Genomic DNA, 18,770 nt, shown 5'->3' with positions numbered 1-18,770 from the left:
TAAATCGAGGGAAATGCAACTTTAATCGGAAAAGTATTGAGATGAAATTGAACTTTCCTAATTACAAATTAGCCTTACTCTGCACCTTCGAGTGGGTGCAAAACCTTGGCGTTGGATGTTTTCTGTAATTGTGCGCGGTTCGAGGAACTGTAGCAAGTAGTCAGGGCCGCCTGCTTTGGAACCTACGCCCGAAAGTTTGAAGCCGCCGAAGGGTTGCCGAGCTACGATCGCTCCCGTAATATTCCTATTAATGTACAAGTTGCCGACTTCAAATTCTTCCTGCGCTTGCTGAATGTGGGAAGGTGTACGGGAATACAAACCGCCAGTTAAGGCGTAATTTGTCCCGTTAGCAACTTGCAATGCTTCGGCAAAATCTCTCACTTTAATTACAGCCAACACAGGGCCAAATATTTCTTGTTGGGCAATAATCCCATCGGGTGGGACTTCGCTGAAAATCACCGGGCCGATAAAATAACCTTGGGCTGGCGATGGTAACTCTAGGGCTAACTTTGCTTCTGCCTTACCCTTTTCAATATACTCGCGGATGCGATCGCGGGCGTTAGCATCAATCACAGGCCCTACCTGCGTACTGGGTAACTCAGCCTCGCCAATATTCAAGGATTTTGTCGCCTCAACCAACCTCGCCACAAAAGTATCGTAGATTGATTCCACAACCACCACCCGCGAACAAGCCGAGCATTTCTGCCCACTGTAACCAAAAGCTGACTGCACAACGCCGACAACCGCCTGATCTAAATCAGCACTTTCATCTACAATGATGGCATTCTTACCACCCATCTCTGCAATAACTCGCTTCATGTGTCTTTGCATAGGCTTAAGGGTAGCCGCCTCTGCGTAAATGCGACAGCCCACTTCTTGAGAACCCGTAAAAGCAATCACATGAGTATCAGGGTGACTCACCAAATACGCCCCAACTTGCGAACCCTTACCAGGCACGTATTGAAAAACACCCTTGGGAATCCCCGCCTCAACTAAAATTTCTGTGAGTTTGGCAGTAATAATTGAAGATGTTTCCGCAGGTTTGAGCAGCGTACAATTACCCGTAACCAAAGCAGCTACAGTCATTCCACAGGCGATCGCTAACGGGAAATTCCACGGCGAAATCACTACCGCAATTCCTCGTGGCTGGTAGATATAACGATTAGTTTCTCCAGGTACGTCATAATTAATACCTTGATATAACCGCTCCATCTCATCAGCATAGTAGCGACAAAAATCTATCGCCTCCGAAACCTCTGCATCAGCTTCCTTAACAGGCTTACCCACCTCTAAAACTATCCAAGCCGACATCTCTGCGCGGCGTTGTTCCAGCAAATCCCCCGCCTTGCGTAAAATATCAGCGCGTTGCTTGACAGGCGTTTTCCTCCACCCAGGAAACGCCGCCTTCGCCGCGTCCATCGCCTGTTGCGCCTGTTCCACACTAATCAAGCCAACCTTACCAATCACCTGACTGTAATTAGAAGGATTAACAGAATCAATCACATCAAGAGTATTCACATACTCCCCATTAATTAACGGTAAATAACTCTTGCCAAACTCCCGACGCACACCCGCAAAAGCCTGCGCTGCCTTTTTCCTTCTCTCCTCCTCCGCATAATCAGTATCCGCCGCCCCAACAAAACCCTTATCTTCCTCTCCGCGCCTCCGCGCCTCTGCGTGAGATATCTCTGGAGGTGCTAGTAACTCCTCCACAGGCCGATTCTCTAAATTCTGCCGCAAAAACGAACTATTCGCCGTATTCTCCAACAACCGCCGAATCAGATACGCCATCCCCGGCAATAATTCCCCGTAAGGACAATAAACCCTCACCCGATATCCCTTATCCACCAAAGCCTTAGCTAACTTATCCCCCATTCCATACAAAACTTGCATTTCAAAACAACGGCGGGGAACCTGCAAACTTTCCGCTATAGCAATTGCCCGTGCTTGCGATCGCACGTTATGACTACCAATAGCAGCATATACATATTGATGATTTTCTAGCAACAACTGGGTGATCGCTTCAAAATTCGCATCTGTCGCTACCTTGTCATTGTAAACAGGCTGCGGCCAATGCTTCTGGGCTGCTTTGATAGTTTCCTGATCCCAATAAGCACCCTTTACCAAGCGAATTGTCAAAGGATAACCGCGCTGCTTCAACCATGCAATCACATTTCTGGCATCTTGCTCACTGTCACGCAAGTATGCTTGGATTGTCACACCGATATCTGTGCGTTGGCGAAACTCATCTTCTAACAATAACTTTTGCAAAATATTCAGAGTTAAGTCTTTATAGGCATACTGTTCCATATCAAAATGAATAGCTGCGCCTAACTCTTTGGCATAACGTAATAAATTACGAATGCGATCGCTAACTCTTTCTTCACTACCTTTAGCATCTAAAGGGTCAAATTGCGAATAAAACGCCGTTAATTTCACAGAAACTTGGACTTTTGGTAGCCTTTCGCCATCCGCTTCATCAATTGCCGGAATATGCGTCCAATTTTTTGATGCTTCTACCAACTGTGCAATTAATTCTTGATAGCGTTCTAAATAAGACTGCGCCTCTACTTCTGTAATGACAGCTTCACCAAGTAAATCAATCGTGAACGCCATTTTTTCTTTCCGCAGACGTTCAACTGTTTTGATGACTTGTTTAATATTTTCACCAGAAATATATTTATGTGCTAAAGTCTCAACCGCCGTCGAGACAGTTGTAGCCGCCACTTGTCCCGGCATGGAATCAGGGTTAGCAAAATTTAACATCCCCTTGAGGGCGGCTGGTAATTCGACAGTTTCATCGCCTAAATATTCTTGTAAATGTGCGGCAATTTCTGGCTTACTGCGTAACGCTGGCAGAGTATCAATAAAGCGAAAAAGCTGCACCCGTAAACCAGGATTACTCATCGCCCAAGCGAGTAATTTATCATCCCAGCGCATTTGGTCACGCAAGGAAGCTAAAAACGAGCGATTTTCTTGAGTAGCACTTAACAGTTGTTTAGCAATTTCCTGGGTTTTAGGTTCGTAGATGCTGGTTTGTACTTGTAATACCACAGATAATAATCTCCTTAATTTAGTGCATAACTGTTTGTAGACAGTCCGCGTCTTCTATTGTGACTCTTGAATTTTGGTTGTAGCAAAGTGCTGAGTCTTGAGTCTGGCTACAGCTATAGAAACTTAGGATAGTTAAATTTTTCTGAGACATTTTGACACACAGTGTAAAACAGTATTACCCCATTTATATTTTTCACATGGGCGACTGGAAGTCGCGGCTACACAAACTAAGTCCGCCTGCGCGGACTAATAAAAAATCAAGGTTTTAACCCGCGCAGGCGGGTTTTGCCTGTATAGCCGCGATTTCTAATCGCTGGGGGTAATTCTCAGCACTCAGCACTTAAATAATGTGGAAAAACTTAGCCTTAACACCTTTAACCATCGCAGTTATCTGTCAAGGAGGTTGTACCAACCAGCCAACAGATAAACAACTGGAAGTATGGCGCAACGAAGCAATCGCACGCAATGCGGAAATTGTTGCAAATAACACTAAAAAAGCACAGCAACGTCAGTGGGATTTGGTTATTCAAGGTGAAACGACTACTGGCAAATCTTTAAAGTTCAATTGGCAGCAGTTACAAACTTTAGCAACCAATCATGTCAAAACAACTGATCCTCTAGACATCCTGCATTCTAACGAGATTTTTGATTTTCGGGGTGTGCCTGTAGCGGTACTTTTACAACAGTTTGCTGTCGCCAGTCATGTCACAGATGTAACTTTTGTTTCCTTTGATTCTTACTACACTACCCTCAGCCTCAAAGATTTATGGCAATATCCAATTACACTAGCGATCGCTAAAAATAACAAACCAATCGCCCGCGCTCAAGGCGGGCCATTTTATTTGGTCTTTCCCTATACTCAGTATCCCCAGCTAAAACAAAAGTACGATGCCACCAATTGGGCGTTTTATGTCAGTCATATCATAGTCGGGACTGAACCAGGTTTATTGCATGTGGGCAAACATCAAGTTAACTTAGCTACCTTAGATCAATTACCGCAAGTTACTTTAGAGCAAACAGTTGGTTATCGCATTTCTTGGCCTAGTGGCAAAGTCAAACTTTATGGAGTTAGACTGCGTGATGTTTTTACTAGTCTCAAAGAACCATTACCCGCCCAGGGAGGAGTAATCATTCGGGGTAAAGCACCGTTTTATGAAGATGCTCCCGTGCGGTTGGCGACTCAAGACTTAAGCAAGTGTGATATTTTACTCGTTACCCGTTGGGGAGAAAACCGCGAATTGATTCCCGCCAAGATGGGAGGCCCCCTAACTTTAGCTTTTAGTTCTCAATGTCCGGAGAGAATCAGCCAGTCGCGCTGGGTAACATTTGTAGAAGAATTAACTACTACACCATGAAATTATTTAGTTTCCGCTCGATTCGGACTCGAATCATCACTGCAACGACATTATTAAATGTGGCGTTAGTAGGTGCAATTGTTTTGGTATGGGCGAAAACTGAAAATACCCTTTACCGAGAGCAGAAATTAAATGAAGCTAGATTTGTATCTAGGGTGTTAGGAACATCTACCTTTGCGAATCACTTAGAAGAGCGCAACTGGAGTCAAATGCGCCTCAACTTAAATGTGATGCTGCGAGAAAACGCAGATTTTGTGTATATTTTAGTGTCGGATGCGCGGCTAGAAAATCAAATTATTGCTGCCTACCCAGAATATTTACAAGGACAATACATCCCCGATATTGTGCCATTAAAAGTAAGTGATGCCGCCCAGAAAGCATCTCCAAAGTCTAACTTAATTGAAACATTTGCATTAACAGATATCAACTTTGGCAATCATATCAGGGCTAAACGTGGCGATCGCATTATTGAAGTTGCTTCGACAATTTACAAATTATCAGGGGACAAAATCGGCACGTTACGCATCGGTGTTTCTCTACGTCAGGTTAACTTGGCTGTCGCTAATGCAGTGAATAAAGCCTTAATAGTCGGTTTTATTAGCCTTGTGGTGAGTTTGGTTTGTGCATATATTCTGGCGCGACGCTTGAGTAACCCTATCCGGCGCTTGCAAACCAGTGCGGCTCAAATTGCATCCGGGGATTTGCAACACCGCGCCGAAATTACCAACGCCGATGAAATTGGTGCATTAGCAAATTCCTTTAATGAGATGTCTGCTGCATTGCAAAGTTCATTTCATAAATTGCAGAAGACTCTAGCATCATTTGAATTATTTGTGCCGAATAAATTTATTTTAGCGATCGCACCCCAAGGCATCGAAAATATTGAGGTAGGTATCGCAGTCATACGCCACATCACAATTTTATTCTGTGACATTCGCGGTTACACTTCCATCTCAGAAATGATGACACCAATAGAGATATTTACATTTTTGAATGACTACCTAGCTTGTATTGGGCAAGTAATTGATCGTTCAGGTGGATTTATTGATAAATATATTGGCGATGCTGTCATGGCATTATTTGATGATGACAACACTGATGGCGCACTCAAAGCAGCAATTTTAATGCACCAAGCTCTAGATCAGTTTAATCAAGAACGTATGCAAAAAAAACTCCCCAAAATTAACATTGGCATTGGCTTGCATCGCGGCGAAGTAGTCATGGGAACAGTCGGATTTACTGGCCGCATTGATTCTACAGTCATCGGTGATGCTGTGAACATTGCCTCACGCATTGAAGGCTTAACTAAACAATATGGCTGCAAAATTTTGGTAACAGAAGCAGTGATTGAGAGTTTATCTCAACCAGATTTATTCTCATTCAAATTGGTGGATCAAGCAGTAAAGTTAAAAGGTAAAGATGAAGCGATCGCTGTTTACGAACTTCTTTTGGTTACACCAACTGTTCTGATCTGATATTCTCTTTGAATTCAGCACCAGCGGCTTCATTCAATTCGTTGCACCGCAATTGTTATGCAGACTCCAAGAGTGCGATCATTTTCTCTGCAACACCTTTGGCAGAAGCAGGATTCTGTCCGGTGACAAGATTTCCATCGACGATGCTGAATGCCTGCCAGGGTGCCGTCTTGTGGAAGAGTGCGCCTTGTTGGGTAAGCGCCGTTTCCAACTCGAAAGGCACATCAGCTTTTGCGTAGTTTTCTTCCTCGTCGTTTGTAAATGAACTGATATTCTTCCCAGCGAGCAGATAGGTGCCATCACTCAACTTGACGTTCAGCAACGAGACTGGGCCGTGACAAACAGCCCCAACAACAGCACCCCGCTCGTACGTCTCTTTCACAACCTTTTTGAGGAGTGGATGCTCAGGCATATCGACCATCGGTGCTAAACCGCCAGGCATAAAAATGGCATCGTACTGGCTAACGTCTACATCTGAGAGCTTTTTCGCTTTCTGCATTGAGTCCCACCCTTTTCCTACCAAGAAGGCTAAGTTATCAGGGTCGTCAGCAAGATTGAGCGCATCCAGAAACGGTGTATCTCCGGTGAGACTTGCAAAATCAATTTGGTATTTTGCTCTGTCGAATTCAGCATAAGGATGTGCGACCTCCGGCAGGAAATTTCCTGTCCTGCGGTTGTTCGGGCCAATAACGCACGCGTTCGACACGATAATAAGAATCTTCTTTGACATAGTTTCTCCTGAATGTGGTTGTTTGGTTCGGTTCGGGACAAAGCTTTAAACAAGCTTCTTCACCGATATCACCTCGCGGCTTTCAAGATAGGGGATGATCTCTTCTGCAACGATTCTTTTATAGTGTTCTGATTGCCTGTGAGATTCTGCGGCAGCGGTGTCGGTGTAGTGTTCGCAAAGAATGAGTTCGCAAGGATCGTTTTCCGACTGATAAATCATGTAGGAAATATTGCCTTCCTCCAATCTGGTCTTCTCAGCAAGCTCCGGTAGCAATTTCAAGATCCGCGAGCTTTCCGACTCCTTAATTCTCCATTTCACGATCATGATTTTTTCCATGTGCCTATACCGTTTCACAAAAAAAAATGATACAAATTTATGGGTTTTTCATTCTTTCCCCCTGCCCCCCTGCGGCCTATTTGTATCAAACTTAAAGTGAAACGGTATTACTGCTCTCTTGCCAGACAAGCATACTAACACCCTAGCAGCTTGCGAAACAGTTATCGTTTTCCGTATAAAATCCTTATTTAGAGTATTGAACGGAATAAACTTTAAGGAACACTGTAACTGTTAGTTTTTTACTCAGCTTCAGGTAAAGTCAGAATTTCTACACCATCTTCTGTGACTGCAATTGTATGCTCAAATTGAGCCGACAATTTGCGATCGCGCGTTACAGCCGTCCACCCATCACTCAACATTTCTACTTCCCAAGCGCCTTCGTTAATCATCGGCTCAATCGTAAATACCATTCCAGGTCTCAGACGCTTCCCTTTACCACGAGTCCCATAATGGGGTATATCAGGCGCTGTATGGAAAATATTACTAATGCCATGTCCGACAAAATCCCGCACCACAGAAAAACCCTCAGACTCTGCATATTCTTGAATTGCTGCGCCAATATCCCCAACCTTTGCGCCTGGTTTGACTTCTGCAATCCCACGATATAGGCACTCTTGAGTTACTTCTACCAACTTTTGCGTTTTAGCAGCAGCATTACCAACAATAAATGTTTTTGATGTATCACCGTGATACCCATCTACAATCGGCGTAACATCAATATTAATAATGTCACCGTCTTTGAGGATTTGTTTAGCATTGGGAATGCCGTGACAGATGACCTCATTCACACTCGTGCAGATTGATTTGGGAAAACCTTTATAACCAAGGGGTGCGCTTTTAGCACCGTGAGCTTGTGTCCAACGTTCAGCTTCATCGTTGAGTTCCAGTGTACTTACCCCAGGTTTCACTAGTGGTTCCAGATGCTCTAGAAGTTTAGCCGCCAAGCGTCCTGCCCGACGCATTTTTTCTATTTCTCTTGAGGATAAAATGACGATTGTTTCAGTTTTCATGGGCATTAATCTAAAGCATCATTCAAAAATATAGTTAACCCTGAGTTTGCGGCTCTTTGGACAGCATCTGCCACCTTGAGCGTGTATAAACTTGCTTCAGGAGTGACATACAAGGGAGTACCTGCAAACAAATGGTCTAAGACCATAGTCGTATCTTTGGCAAACAAACCCCGGCGTGTTCCCACATCTATGGCTGTGGTTTCTCCCGATTTAATTAAGTAGCCAGTATTACCATCAAAAATTAAACCGCCTTTTTCGCCGTGAACCTCAAATTTGCGCTCTGGCTGCCAAATTGTTTCACCTTTGCCGTAAATTACTTGTGCTAACAGTCCACTATGAAAGCACAGTTGACTCACACACATACAAGTTTGGTAGTACTCTGATTCTACTGCCCAATATCGCTGATGACAGTTAACTGTAAAGACTTCGCCAAACAAATCAATCAGGCGATGCAACCGAGAAATTGCCCCAATCAACGGAAATCCAAATAATTCATGATTATAAGTCCACTTGCGCGGTGCTGGATTTTGAGGATTGATAGTGCTGTAGCGCACATAAAACACATCCCCTACTTGTTCTAAGTTTTGTTTTAAAGCTTGGTGTAAGCCACCCAAAAGTTCTATATGTTCCACATGCAGCAATTTCTTTTGGGCTTTGGCCAAGGCGATGATTTCCTTAGCTTCTGTGAAATCAACCGCTAGAGGATATTCTACAACTACATGCTTACCGTGGGTCAGGGCAGCACGGGCGATCGCTCCATGATCTCGATTCACTGTGGATATCACTACCATATCCACATCTTCCCGCGCTACTAACTCTTGCCAAGAATTTAAAGCTAAGGTTTGATATTCTTTTGCGAAAATTTCTGTTGTTTCTGGGGTATGACCAACCACTGCGACGAGATGCGATCGCTCATCTTGCAGCAGTGCTTCTGCCCTGAGTTTTGCTGCATACCCAGTACCTACCAAGCCGACGCGCACTTATGCTTGTCCCAAAACTGCCTCTGAATTATACATGATTTTCCAGCCCTTGCATCTTGAATATCCGTACTCTCCACGCCCCTATTCTTGTTGCCAAGTATAAATGAAACTTATTATTTTGATGTAACTAAATTTCATTACTAATCGCGTTGGATTTCCAGTTACAAGGTTTAGTTTTTCCCGTAGTATCAGAATTGAAGTAAATTTTCACGACCGGCTAATCCTATAAGTTAAGCCGTAAGTACTGCTTTAGCATAACTTATCCTGCCGTTTACAAAAGAGAGGAATACTGAAATGGCAACCATTTATAAAGTTACACTGGTAGATCAAGAAGGTAACAAAACCGAAATTGAAGTTCCTGATGATGAATATATTCTAGATATTGCTGAAGACAAAGGTTTAGATTTACCTTACTCTTGCCGTGCTGGTGCTTGCTCCACCTGTGCAGGTAAACTTGTTTCTGGTACTGTTGACCAGTCTGATCAGTCTTTCTTGGATGATGATCAAATCGAAAAGGGCTATGTCCTGACTTGTGTAGCTTATCCCACCTCTGACTGTACAATCGAAACTCACAAAGAAGAAGACCTTTACTAAGGTTAGGTTCTAACAATCTTTACAGGTTATTTATTTAAGTGAGATGTGTAACTGCAACGTCAAGACTTGAGTATCAGAGCAAGTAAAAATTAGCAGGAATGTACCCAAATCAAAAAGTGCGTTCCTGTTTTTTCATTAGCTATTGTTGCCATTCGCCATACAGCAAAGTCATGAGTTCTAGTTTTGACCTATGGGTTGATAGTCATAAATGAAACTTATAATTTTGATCTAACTAAATTTCATTACTAATCGCGTTAGATTTCCTGTTACATAGTTTAATTTTTCCCGTAGTATCAGAATTGAAGTAAATTTTCATGCGCGGCTAATCTTATAAGTTAAGCCGTAAGTCTCGCTTTAGCATAACTTATACTGCCGTTTATAAAAGAGAGGAATACTGAAATGGCAACTTACAAAGTTACCCTGATCAATGAAGCTGAAGGTACAAGCAACGTAATTGATGTTCCTGATGATGAATATATTTTAGACGCTGCTGAAGAAGCTGGTCTGGATTTACCTTACTCTTGCCGTGCTGGTGCTTGCTCCACCTGTGCAGGTAAGTTGGTCAGTGGTACTGTTGACCAGGGAGACCAATCCTTTTTAGATGACGATCAAATCGAAGCTGGATATGTACTAACTTGTGTAGCTTATCCTACCTCTGACGTTACAATCCAAACTCACAAAGAAGAAGACCTCTACTAAATAGCGGATTTACGCACAAAGTTTCTATGTGGAGATTGGGTGTAGAGGTATAAGGGTATGGGGTGTAAGGGCTTTAGATACATACACCCCATACCCCCTACACTCTTACACCCTTCTACCAAACCTTCATTTTTCGTTTTCTGGCTTCAGTCATTAGAGTGTGAGCTGATCTGACTCAGCACTGTTTACAACTTAATGTTGTCGTTGAAGATTTGAATTTTTGTCCCTGGATAGTAAAACTGGAGAATTTTGGATGTTTCCCAACCCAGTTTGGCTAAGTTTTGTGCGCCAGTCTGACTCAAGCCGACACCATGTCCCAGTCCCCCACCAATAAATGCGTAACCCCATAATTCGGCTTTGCCTTTATTTAAAGGTTGTAAGTAAAACAATGTACTCACAGGTGCAGCAAAGGCACTGCGTACTTCGTCTTTGTGTAGGGTAAATACGCCGATATCGGTTTTGACTGCTAAATCTAGGATACGCCCACTATGACTACGCTTAGTGACTGCGATCGCTTCAATTGTTTTAAATTTAGCGTAGGGGCTGTTTTTGACGCGCAAGAATTTTTGTAAATCTTTGGCAATATCTTCCAGGGAAGTTTCTTTATTCCAGCGAAACACATCCCAGTTGCTTTCATTGAAGCCTTGCTTCATGTTAATAAATTTGCGGAAGTTCTCTTCATCAGCCAAACTCTGTTGTGATAAGTCCCAAAAATTAATCGGCGCATCGACTACTGGTTTTAAATAAGGACGGTCTTCCCCATTCCAGACATCACTAAAAAAGGCTGTGACACCACCGGTTGTAGAAGAATACAAGGCATCAATTAATTGGTTGTTATAAGTTACTACCATGCCTCTAGTAGCAGCGATCGCTTGATCTGTTTTGCTAGTTGCCCCACTCAGCCCATAATAAACTTGACAGTGGGTATCAGCACATAATTGATAGTTATCAACAGCAAATCTCCGCAAATTTCTTAAAGCGTAGGTACGGGCTAAAATTGCTTGGGCTTCTAAGCCTGCTTTGGGCGCATTTGAACCAATTTCGTTGGGAACAACACCACGCAAATAAGTTTCTAAAGATACTTCATTCACTAATGTATATGTGCCGTAAGCATTGGGTTGTAATGCCATTCGCCCCGCGTACACACGGCCAGTTCCCGATTTTTCACCTTTGTTGATGCGAATTAAGTTTTTATCGGCGCTGATGGCTAAGTTCATCGGGCTGTAACGTTTGCCATTCACTAACCAACTTACTTTCGGCACTTCTTTCAGCACTTGAGTATCGATATATGCCATTTTTGCGCCAGACTTTTGCAAGTTATCAAATAGCAAGCGACGCAATAAAGCTGTGCTGTAAACATCCCGCTTGGCCCAAACTTGCCAGCGTTCTGGCTGGGCAATTTCTACTGCTATCCCTTGAGAACGCCATTTGTTGGCACTGTCTTCTGCTGTTTCAAAGGTACGGTATGTCCCTAAAACCACTACTTCCTGAACTACAGGTTTAGCCACAGCTTGCATCACTGTTTCTAATTTTACAGGTTTGTCGGTGACTATGGTCTGTTGCTTGTTGCCTAGGGGAAAGCTTAACCGCAAGCGATCGCCTTTTGTCGGTTCTAATTGCAGCTTGGCTGTGGATTTTTCGCCAAATCTCTGGACAATTCCGACTCTTAACTCTACATCTTGGCTGTTGCTTCCCGGCCCGGATGCGGCTGTCAGCCCCAATAGGCAAAATGTCGTTACTACTGTGTAAGACAAACGCCAAAACGAAAATTCTACTTTGACTTGATTCTGCCTTTTTGTATTGCGTCGAGGCAGAGTTACCATTTGCTTTGTAGCGTAGTGGTTTTGTCGCATGAACGCTCCAATAGTACCATTACCAATTTAGCTACCTAAATCACTTGCAAATCAAAGTCATAACGACTATGATTTATCTATAGGCGCAGAACAGAATTAGTTGGATCAACTCCTGATGGCTAAAGTCCAAGAAATTCCCTTAAATCAAATTAAACGTCCTCTGCCCCGTACCAACGATCCCAACAAGGTTAAAGCCTTAATGGAATCCATTGCGGAGATTGGACAGCAAGAACCCATCGATGTTTTAGAAGTAGACGGTCAATATTATGGCTTTTCTGGCTGCCATCGTTATGAAGCTTGTCAGCGTTTAGGACAAGAAACCATATTAGCCAGAGTCCGTAAAGCTCCGCGTAGCGTTCTCAAGATGCACTTAGCATAGATTGTAAAGTATGAAGTTGGAGGTCTAAAGTATAAAATCTTATGCTTTAGCCTTTAAACACCATCTTTAGTATTCCCTAATCCTCAAATAATAAGTTTAGGAGAAAATTATGTCATCTCAAGCAACAGTAAAAAATGTAAATATTGGCATCGACGAAGAAAATAGAACCAAAATAGCTGAAGGATTGTCACGCCTATTGGCGGACACCTATACACTGTATCTCAAAACTCATAACTTCCACTGGAATGTTACGGGGCCAATGTTTCAAACATTACACCTGATGTTTGAGACTCAGTATACAGAACTAGCTTTAGCAGTGGATTTAATTGCTGAACGGATCAGGGCTTTGGGTTATCCTGCACCTGGAACTTATAGCGAATATGCCAAACTCAGTTCCATTCCCGAAACCCCAGGAGTACCAAAAGCTAAGGATATGATTCAGTTACTGGTGGAAGGACAAGAAGCGGTAGTGCGAACTGCGCGGTCAATTTTTCCGATAGTAGATGAAGTCAATGACGAACCCACAGCTGATTTATTAACTCAGCGGATGCAAGTCCATGAAAAAACTGCTTGGATGTTGAGAAGTTTGCTGGAAGAATAAGGAATGTAAAGGATGAAGCGTGAAGTATTTTAAGTATGAGTTTCATACTTCATCCTGAAGTCTTTATTCTTTCCTGAGCGATGGCCAATCTTGATTTCACGCAAAAACTGCAAGATTTATCCCAAAAAGTCGGGATTACAAGTTTTAAAGCTTTGAGTAAAGCTACTGGTGTCTCCGAACGACAAATATTGCGGTTACGACGGGGAGAGGTAGAACAAATCAGAGTCGATGTGTTGTTAAAGTTGGCTTCTGTTCTCCGGGTGTCGTTAAATGAACTGGTTACAGCTTTTTCATCACAAGAGTTGAGTCAAGCTGATCAAGTATCTACTCAACAGATGTTACAAGAGATTGCTGATTTAAAAACCGAATACCAGCGATCGCAATTACAAATCCAACAACAACGAGAGTTATTACTCCAAGAATTCCAGCAGTCGAGTTTGCAACTGCTGGAATCTTTATTATTGCAGTTTCCGGCTGCTGCTCAGAAAGCAAGAGAAAATCCCCAGTTGGAAGCGGTGAAGATACTACCATTAATCGAAAACTCACTTAAAAAACTGTTACAAGCTTGGGGGATAGAAGCGATCGCACCAATCGGCGCAGAAATACCCTATGATCCTCACCTACATCAATTAATGGCGGGAACGGTACAGCCTGGCGAATTAGTCAAAGTCCGCTACAGTGGCTACTTGCAAGGCGAGAAACTGCTTTATCGAGCGAAAGTTAGTTTAATTGATTCAGGTTGAGGCAATTATATTTAAATTTTTAATTGATTACTGATCTGAATTTTGTGAAAAAAATTACAGATATTGGGAATACTAATAAAGTCAAGCGATCGCTGCTGCAAATCTCCGTAAATTTATTCAGGGACTCTCCATCTTATTTACTATAGCGTTCCTTATTCTCTACCTAAACGAGTAGTTGAGAAATCAAATAAGATTGCTACATATTCTGGTGCGATTGATACAAAAATTAGTTCTACTTCTCGGTTATGTTCATATATCTAACTCTTTTTGATAGCAATTTTGAAAAACTTAACTACAAAAATATAATTTTGTAATTTAAGTTACGGTACGCTGAGTACAGCAATGCTTGGGTATTTATTAACTTTGATAAATGAAATTATGGATACTTCTTAATTGGAATTAAAGATGTATTATCAACACTTACATTGCCAAAATATTGACATCAATTTAGCAAATACTAGTAATCATGACTTTTATTCTGCTCAAAATGTCTATTAGTATATAATACTAACAAAATCAGCACCTTTTCAGACAACAATGGGGAAATATTATGGATAATCAAGTACAAATTGTGAAGCTTAACGGTATTATCAACACCAACAATTCACAAACTCTTAGAGAAAATATTACTGAACTTCAAGAAACTGGTGCCAAAATTGTGCTAGTTGACTGCCAAGATGTCACGTTTATGGATAGTTCAGCTCTGGGGGCTTTAGTTTTAGCTTTCAAAACATTAAGAGCTACAGGTACAAAATTAGTTCTTTGTTCTATTAATGAACAAGTCAGAATTTTATTTGAATTGACTGGTATGGATAAAGTTTTTGAAATTTTTCCTAGCCAAGATGAATTTCATCAAGTTGTGCTTTCTAAAAATTAATTACTGAAATTGAATTTGTAAGATTGATAAGTCATCATCAAAATTCTCTTTGGAGTTTAAAGCAATTAGGTAATTTAACACTTGTTCTAGTGGGCAATCAAAAGTATTTTGTATGCTTACTAATATCTGAATTAACCCATCTAAACTCCAAAGATTTCCGTCAGTTTTGGTGATTTCGTAAGCCCCATCACTAAAAATATAGAGATTGCTAAAGTCGGTAATGTGACAACAAGCATCAACATATTTTGCTTCAGGAAACATCCCTACTGGCATACCAGGAGTTCTCAATAGCTGCACTTCGGTATTTTTCGGCGATTTGCCAGATACTAATACGGCTGGTGGATGTCCAGCACTAGCATAAACTAACTGCTGGGTAACTCGGTGATAAACTCCATACCAAATTGTAAAGTATTTGTCATTTTGATAATTGATTTGGAAGGTTTCATTTAATCCGCGCAGAACATCACTAGGTTGATAGTAATTTAAACTTTTCAAAGCCCGCGATCGCAGTAAATTTAAGACAGAAATAGAGGGGAGAGTGGCCTTGAGTCCATGTCCGGCTGTATCTAATAAATAAACCGCCAAATAATCATCATCCAACCAATAATAATCAAAACAATCACCACCTAATTGCCGTGAAGGAATAAAGCAGGAATTAATCTTGAATGGTTCTGTGGTTGGTAAAGGTAAAAGTGATCGAACATATTCAGCCGCTTGTGCTAATTCTGTTTCTAAAAGCTGCTTTTGAATTTGTAAATCTCGACTTAATTGATGTAGGCGTAATCCAGCCCTAACCCTAGCTTTTAATTCGTTCTGCTCGATAGGTTTAGTGATAAAATCATCAGCCCCAGCATCTAAACCCTTAACGCGATCAGCAACAGAATCTAATGATGTTAATAAAATAAAAAAACTAGTGGATAAATTCGGATCATTCTTAATATAATTACATACTTCCAGCCCATTTAATCCGGGCATAATCCAATCACAAATAATTAAGGCTGGATGGTAGGTGATCGCTTTCTCAATACCTTCTTCTCCATTACAGGCAGTAATCACCTCATACCCTTGTTTTTCTAACAGCCTTTTGAGAAATACTTTTATGGTTGGATCATCATCGATTACTAATATTTGTAACATAAAATTTTGATATAATTAATTATTATTTGATAACATAAAAAATCAACAAACTGACAAATTTAAAATTTCTCAACTTTACTAAAGTTTTCTGCTGTCAGATACCCGACTTCTCAAAAAAAATCTGGTATCTTTAGGACTACTATATCTGTTCAGGAACATATCAATAATTACGGTGGGGATAAAGGATTCATCCATAGGAGAATAGCACGCTTAAGTTGATGTAAATCACGATAAACTTCTTGCTTGAACCATTGTCCCAAAGCATCAAAAGGAGTGAATGAAGTACCAATTTGCCATTGAATATCTTGTCCAAGAGGAGTTGTATGAGTTCCAGGTAAGGTTTGTGCTGTAACCATTTCTGGAAAGCGTTGCTGTAAAATTTTGGTTAAAGCTGCTGATTGGTCGAGGTTATCGTTATTGAATTTAATTAGTAAATTCCGCCGGACTTTATAACCTTCTTGAACAATCTTATTTGTTTCTAATGGCGAAGGTGTAAACTCAATTGCCAAACTAGAATTGAGTTGCTCAACTAAAGGAATAGCATCTCTAGCTGCGTAGTTATTAAAGGATATTAAGATATTTCCGGCTCTTTCTACAGGATACAAACTACCGATGAGTAAATGGAGTTTGCAACCCATACTATGTCCAATACCATAGGTAGGAAGATACAGCTTACGCAATAAACCGGAGTCGTGTAAGCGTTCGAGAGTGCGTTCAAAGTTTAATAAAACAGATTGGGCGATCGCTATATGATCTAACGTATTCACAAAGGGAGTCGCAATCACAAGATATCCTTTACTGGCTACCTGTTCCAGTAACCAGCGGTAAGTTAGGTGCGGTGCAGTAGCCACAAAAGCACCCCCTAAAAAATGGACAATACCTATAGGATTTTTGGGAACTAGTACCCAGTTACCTCTAATTTCTTTCCAGTCCATGCCTGTAGGCGATCGCTTAATTTACACTTCTTTATATTAGACTGGGAACTGCGACACTGGGGTAACATAGCAGAATTCAGGAGTAGTAATCAGAGAAATACTGAGCTTGGCAGACTGAGCAACAGAAAAAATGATTTTTAACTTAGTTCCTGTGCAGCACTTAAATTTAAAGCGCAATCACAGTAGAAGCTCCCAAGCAATCTACTACTCACTGTCCCCCTTGTCTACCTTATCTACCTTGTCCCCTTTCTCACCTTCATCCTTGACTTTGTAACTTTTTCATTTCATACTGCACATCCAAAGCAATCTGTAATGCTTCATTTAATAACTTGCCATGTTCCGTAGCTTTTTCTGTAACTTGCATTGTTGCCAAAGCCGCTAAATTATTGGCAAATAATTCAGCATTATGAATAATAAAATTCTTGTTTTCGCGCAAAATTCTTTCTGTTTTCAAAGCTCGTACTAAATCGGCTCTGGTAAACTGCAATGCAGCAATTACTTTTTCGCGTTCTTGAATACTAACTTCGGGATTTCCTGCCGCTTCTATTTGGTCATTAATATCTATGGCTTTAATAACTGCATTATATCGGTCAACATCATTTAAGAGAATTTGCAGAGAATAAGTCATATTTTCTTTTAAAATTCTCCGAATATTGCGCCACAGAAAATAGAAAATTAACTGTATGCCAGCACTACCGAAAAAACACATCAATAGTAGTAATATCCAAGATGGAATGGTTAGCCAATTGGCGAATAACTTAATAATAATATCCAGGATTAAATAAGTAAAAACAAATATAGAAAAGCTAATAAAAACTACTGTAGCTCCCTCCGAGCCTTTCATTTTATATATCAATTGTTTACTAAATTCTTTTAGAGGATTAGTAATTAAAACTAGTTGATATTTGACAGGCAAATTAGTTAGTTGTTGTAATTCTTTTTGACTAATTTCTAAGCCCTGTAAATCATCACGCACAGCTTTCCCCATAATTAGCTACATAGTCATTTAATACAATATAACAATCAAATTTCCAGATTGCTAAATCAAATGTCATTTTGGCAAAAATTTTTTACTTCAAGAAAACCAGTATAAAAACAATTAGTTTTGCTTCAGCAAAAGTACTTAAGAAGATGAGAAATTACTAAAAATTAGGCTGTCCAGAGAGTAATACAGTTATGATGAAATCCATGATAAAAATTGATACCCAAGTAGTAACAACTGCCGTTGTAGCTGATTCTCCAACTTCCTTTGCACCGCCTTTTGTAGTTAGTCCCCAACTGCAACCATTAACAGCCACCAGAATTCCAAAAATGAATCCTTTTAACAAAATAATCATTAAATCTGAGGGTTCTAAAAAAATTTCTGACTGATTCTAAAAAGACTTCGGGAGCAATTTGGTAAAACTGTGATGCAGCCAATACACCACCCATGATGCCAATCATCAAAGCAAAAATCATCATTAAAGGCATCATTAAACAGCAAGCCATCACCCTAGGCAGTACTAAATAATCTATCGGATCAGTTCTGAGCATGTAAAGTGCATCGATTTGTTCTGTAACACGCATTGCACCCAACTCAGCAGCAAAAGCAGAACCAACTTGTCCTGCAAGAATACTAGCTGTCAAAATAGGTGCTAATTCTCGGCAAAAAGCCAAAGCAAACGCACCCCCCACCGCACTAACAGCACCAAATTGAACTAATTCTCTGGCGGTTTGAATCGTAAAAATCATCCCAGCAAAACCGCTTACCAGCAGCACTGGTGAGATAGAACCAGGCCCTGCTGTTACCATGTGTTCCAGAATTTTGTGATAGTAAGCTTTTCCTTGAAGCAAATGAAGTGTGACTTGACCAAACAGCAAGAAAGCAGCACCACAGCGTACAATCCATAATTGTTCGAGATTTTGTTTTGGGGGCAATTTTCCCCTCCTTCAGACTGAGTTGTTGGCACAGAATCATTGAGAATAAATATATAACAGTCCTATTTGATATCTGAACAAAAGAGGTAAGAGAG

At 41.0% G+C, this 18,770-nt stretch carries 16 protein-coding genes and 2 pseudogenes; 8 read left to right on the top strand and 10 right to left on the bottom strand.

Going from position 1 to position 18,770, the window contains the following annotated elements; all coding sequences use genetic code 11:
- Positions 1-74: 74 nt before the first annotated feature.
- A pseudogene (gene pruA / locus ACX27_RS10055) lies at positions 75-3,054 on the bottom strand (L-glutamate gamma-semialdehyde dehydrogenase).
- A gap of 347 nt (positions 3,055-3,401) precedes the next feature.
- Between pruA and ACX27_RS10050 the strand changes: the two are divergent.
- Positions 3,402-4,409 carry a putative pterin-binding protein gene (locus ACX27_RS10050; protein ID WP_062291602.1) on the top strand — a complete coding sequence of 336 codons (1,008 nt, stop codon included), beginning with the start codon at positions 3,402-3,404 and terminating at the stop codon, positions 4,407-4,409.
- Positions 4,406-5,884, top strand: coding sequence for an adenylate/guanylate cyclase domain-containing protein (locus ACX27_RS10045; RefSeq protein WP_062291599.1), 1,479 nt, complete (start codon positions 4,406-4,408; stop codon positions 5,882-5,884). The genes ACX27_RS10050 and ACX27_RS10045 overlap by 4 nt, the downstream gene beginning before the upstream one ends.
- A 55-nt stretch (positions 5,885-5,939) precedes the next feature.
- Here the strand turns inward: ACX27_RS10045 and ACX27_RS10040 are convergent, their stop codons facing one another.
- The 4 genes from ACX27_RS10040 to ACX27_RS10025 all read right to left on the bottom strand — a co-directional run bounded on the left by ACX27_RS10040 (position 5,940) and on the right by ACX27_RS10025 (position 8,940).
- A complete protein-coding gene (locus ACX27_RS10040; protein ID WP_062291597.1) occupies positions 5,940-6,614 on the bottom strand; it encodes a type 1 glutamine amidotransferase domain-containing protein in 675 nt (224 codons plus the stop codon).
- Positions 6,615-6,659: 45 nt separating this feature from the next.
- Positions 6,660-6,950: a putative quinol monooxygenase gene (locus ACX27_RS10035; RefSeq protein ID WP_062291594.1), complete on the bottom strand. Its 291-nt coding sequence runs from the start codon at positions 6,948-6,950 to the stop codon at positions 6,660-6,662.
- 239 nt (positions 6,951-7,189) lie between these two features.
- Entirely contained in the window at positions 7,190-7,960 is a 771-nt protein-coding gene (gene map / locus ACX27_RS10030) for a type I methionyl aminopeptidase (RefSeq protein ID WP_062298259.1), read from the bottom strand.
- Between the two features lie 5 nt (positions 7,961-7,965).
- On the bottom strand, positions 7,966-8,940 hold the full coding sequence (locus ACX27_RS10025) for a Gfo/Idh/MocA family protein (protein ID WP_062291591.1): 975 nt from the start codon (positions 8,938-8,940) through the stop codon (positions 7,966-7,968).
- A gap of 294 nt (positions 8,941-9,234) precedes the next feature.
- On the opposite strand from ACX27_RS10025, the gene ACX27_RS10020 reads away from it, so the two are divergent.
- Positions 9,235-9,534 (top strand): ferredoxin, encoded by a 300-nt coding sequence (locus ACX27_RS10020; RefSeq protein WP_062291588.1) that lies wholly within the window; start codon positions 9,235-9,237, stop codon positions 9,532-9,534.
- 399 nt (positions 9,535-9,933) lie between these two features.
- Entirely contained in the window at positions 9,934-10,233 is a 300-nt protein-coding gene (locus ACX27_RS10015; RefSeq protein WP_062291585.1) for a ferredoxin, read from the top strand.
- 185 nt (positions 10,234-10,418) lie between these two features.
- Here the strand turns inward: ACX27_RS10015 and ACX27_RS10010 are convergent, their stop codons facing one another.
- A complete protein-coding gene (locus ACX27_RS10010) occupies positions 10,419-12,086 on the bottom strand; it encodes a SpoIID/LytB domain-containing protein (protein ID WP_062291582.1) in 1,668 nt (555 codons plus the stop codon).
- Between the two features lie 115 nt (positions 12,087-12,201).
- Between ACX27_RS10010 and ACX27_RS10005 the strand changes: the two genes are divergently transcribed.
- The 4 genes from ACX27_RS10005 (at position 12,202) to ACX27_RS09990 (ending at position 14,686) form a co-directional block, all read left to right on the top strand.
- Positions 12,202-12,465 (top strand): ParB N-terminal domain-containing protein, encoded by a 264-nt coding sequence (locus tag ACX27_RS10005; RefSeq protein ID WP_062291579.1) that lies wholly within the window; start codon positions 12,202-12,204, stop codon positions 12,463-12,465.
- A 109-nt stretch (positions 12,466-12,574) separates the two neighbouring features.
- Positions 12,575-13,066, top strand: coding sequence for a Dps family protein (locus tag ACX27_RS10000; RefSeq protein ID WP_062291575.1), 492 nt, complete (start codon positions 12,575-12,577; stop codon positions 13,064-13,066).
- Positions 13,067-13,146: 80 nt separating this feature from the next.
- Positions 13,147-13,809, top strand: coding sequence for a nucleotide exchange factor GrpE (grpE, locus tag ACX27_RS09995; RefSeq protein ID WP_062291572.1), 663 nt, complete (start codon positions 13,147-13,149; stop codon positions 13,807-13,809).
- Positions 13,810-14,359: 550 nt separating this feature from the next.
- Positions 14,360-14,686: an STAS domain-containing protein gene (locus ACX27_RS09990; protein WP_062291568.1), complete on the top strand. Its 327-nt coding sequence runs from the start codon at positions 14,360-14,362 to the stop codon at positions 14,684-14,686.
- Here ACX27_RS09990 and ACX27_RS09985 read toward each other — a convergent pair whose 3' ends face one another.
- The 4 genes and pseudogenes from ACX27_RS09985 to ACX27_RS09970 form a co-directional block, all read right to left on the bottom strand.
- A complete protein-coding gene (locus ACX27_RS09985; RefSeq protein ID WP_062291565.1) occupies positions 14,687-15,823 on the bottom strand; it encodes a SpoIIE family protein phosphatase in 1,137 nt (378 codons plus the stop codon).
- Positions 15,824-15,990: 167 nt separating this feature from the next.
- A complete protein-coding gene (locus tag ACX27_RS09980; protein WP_062291563.1) occupies positions 15,991-16,758 on the bottom strand; it encodes a DUF1350 family protein in 768 nt (255 codons plus the stop codon).
- A 256-nt stretch (positions 16,759-17,014) separates the two neighbouring features.
- Positions 17,015-17,746: a hypothetical protein gene (locus ACX27_RS09975; RefSeq protein WP_200929933.1), complete on the bottom strand. Its 732-nt coding sequence runs from the start codon at positions 17,744-17,746 to the stop codon at positions 17,015-17,017.
- Between the two features lie 154 nt (positions 17,747-17,900).
- Positions 17,901-18,675: pseudogene (locus ACX27_RS09970) on the bottom strand (MlaE family ABC transporter permease).
- Between the last annotated feature and the right edge of the window lie 95 nt (positions 18,676-18,770).

The sequence above is a fragment of the Nostoc piscinale CENA21 genome (genome assembly GCF_001298445.1).
Lineage (GTDB): Bacteria > Cyanobacteriota > Cyanobacteriia > Cyanobacteriales > Nostocaceae > Nostoc_B > Nostoc_B piscinale_A.
Note: the sequence above shows the minus strand (reverse complement) of the source record. Positions and strands in the feature narration are given on the sequence as shown.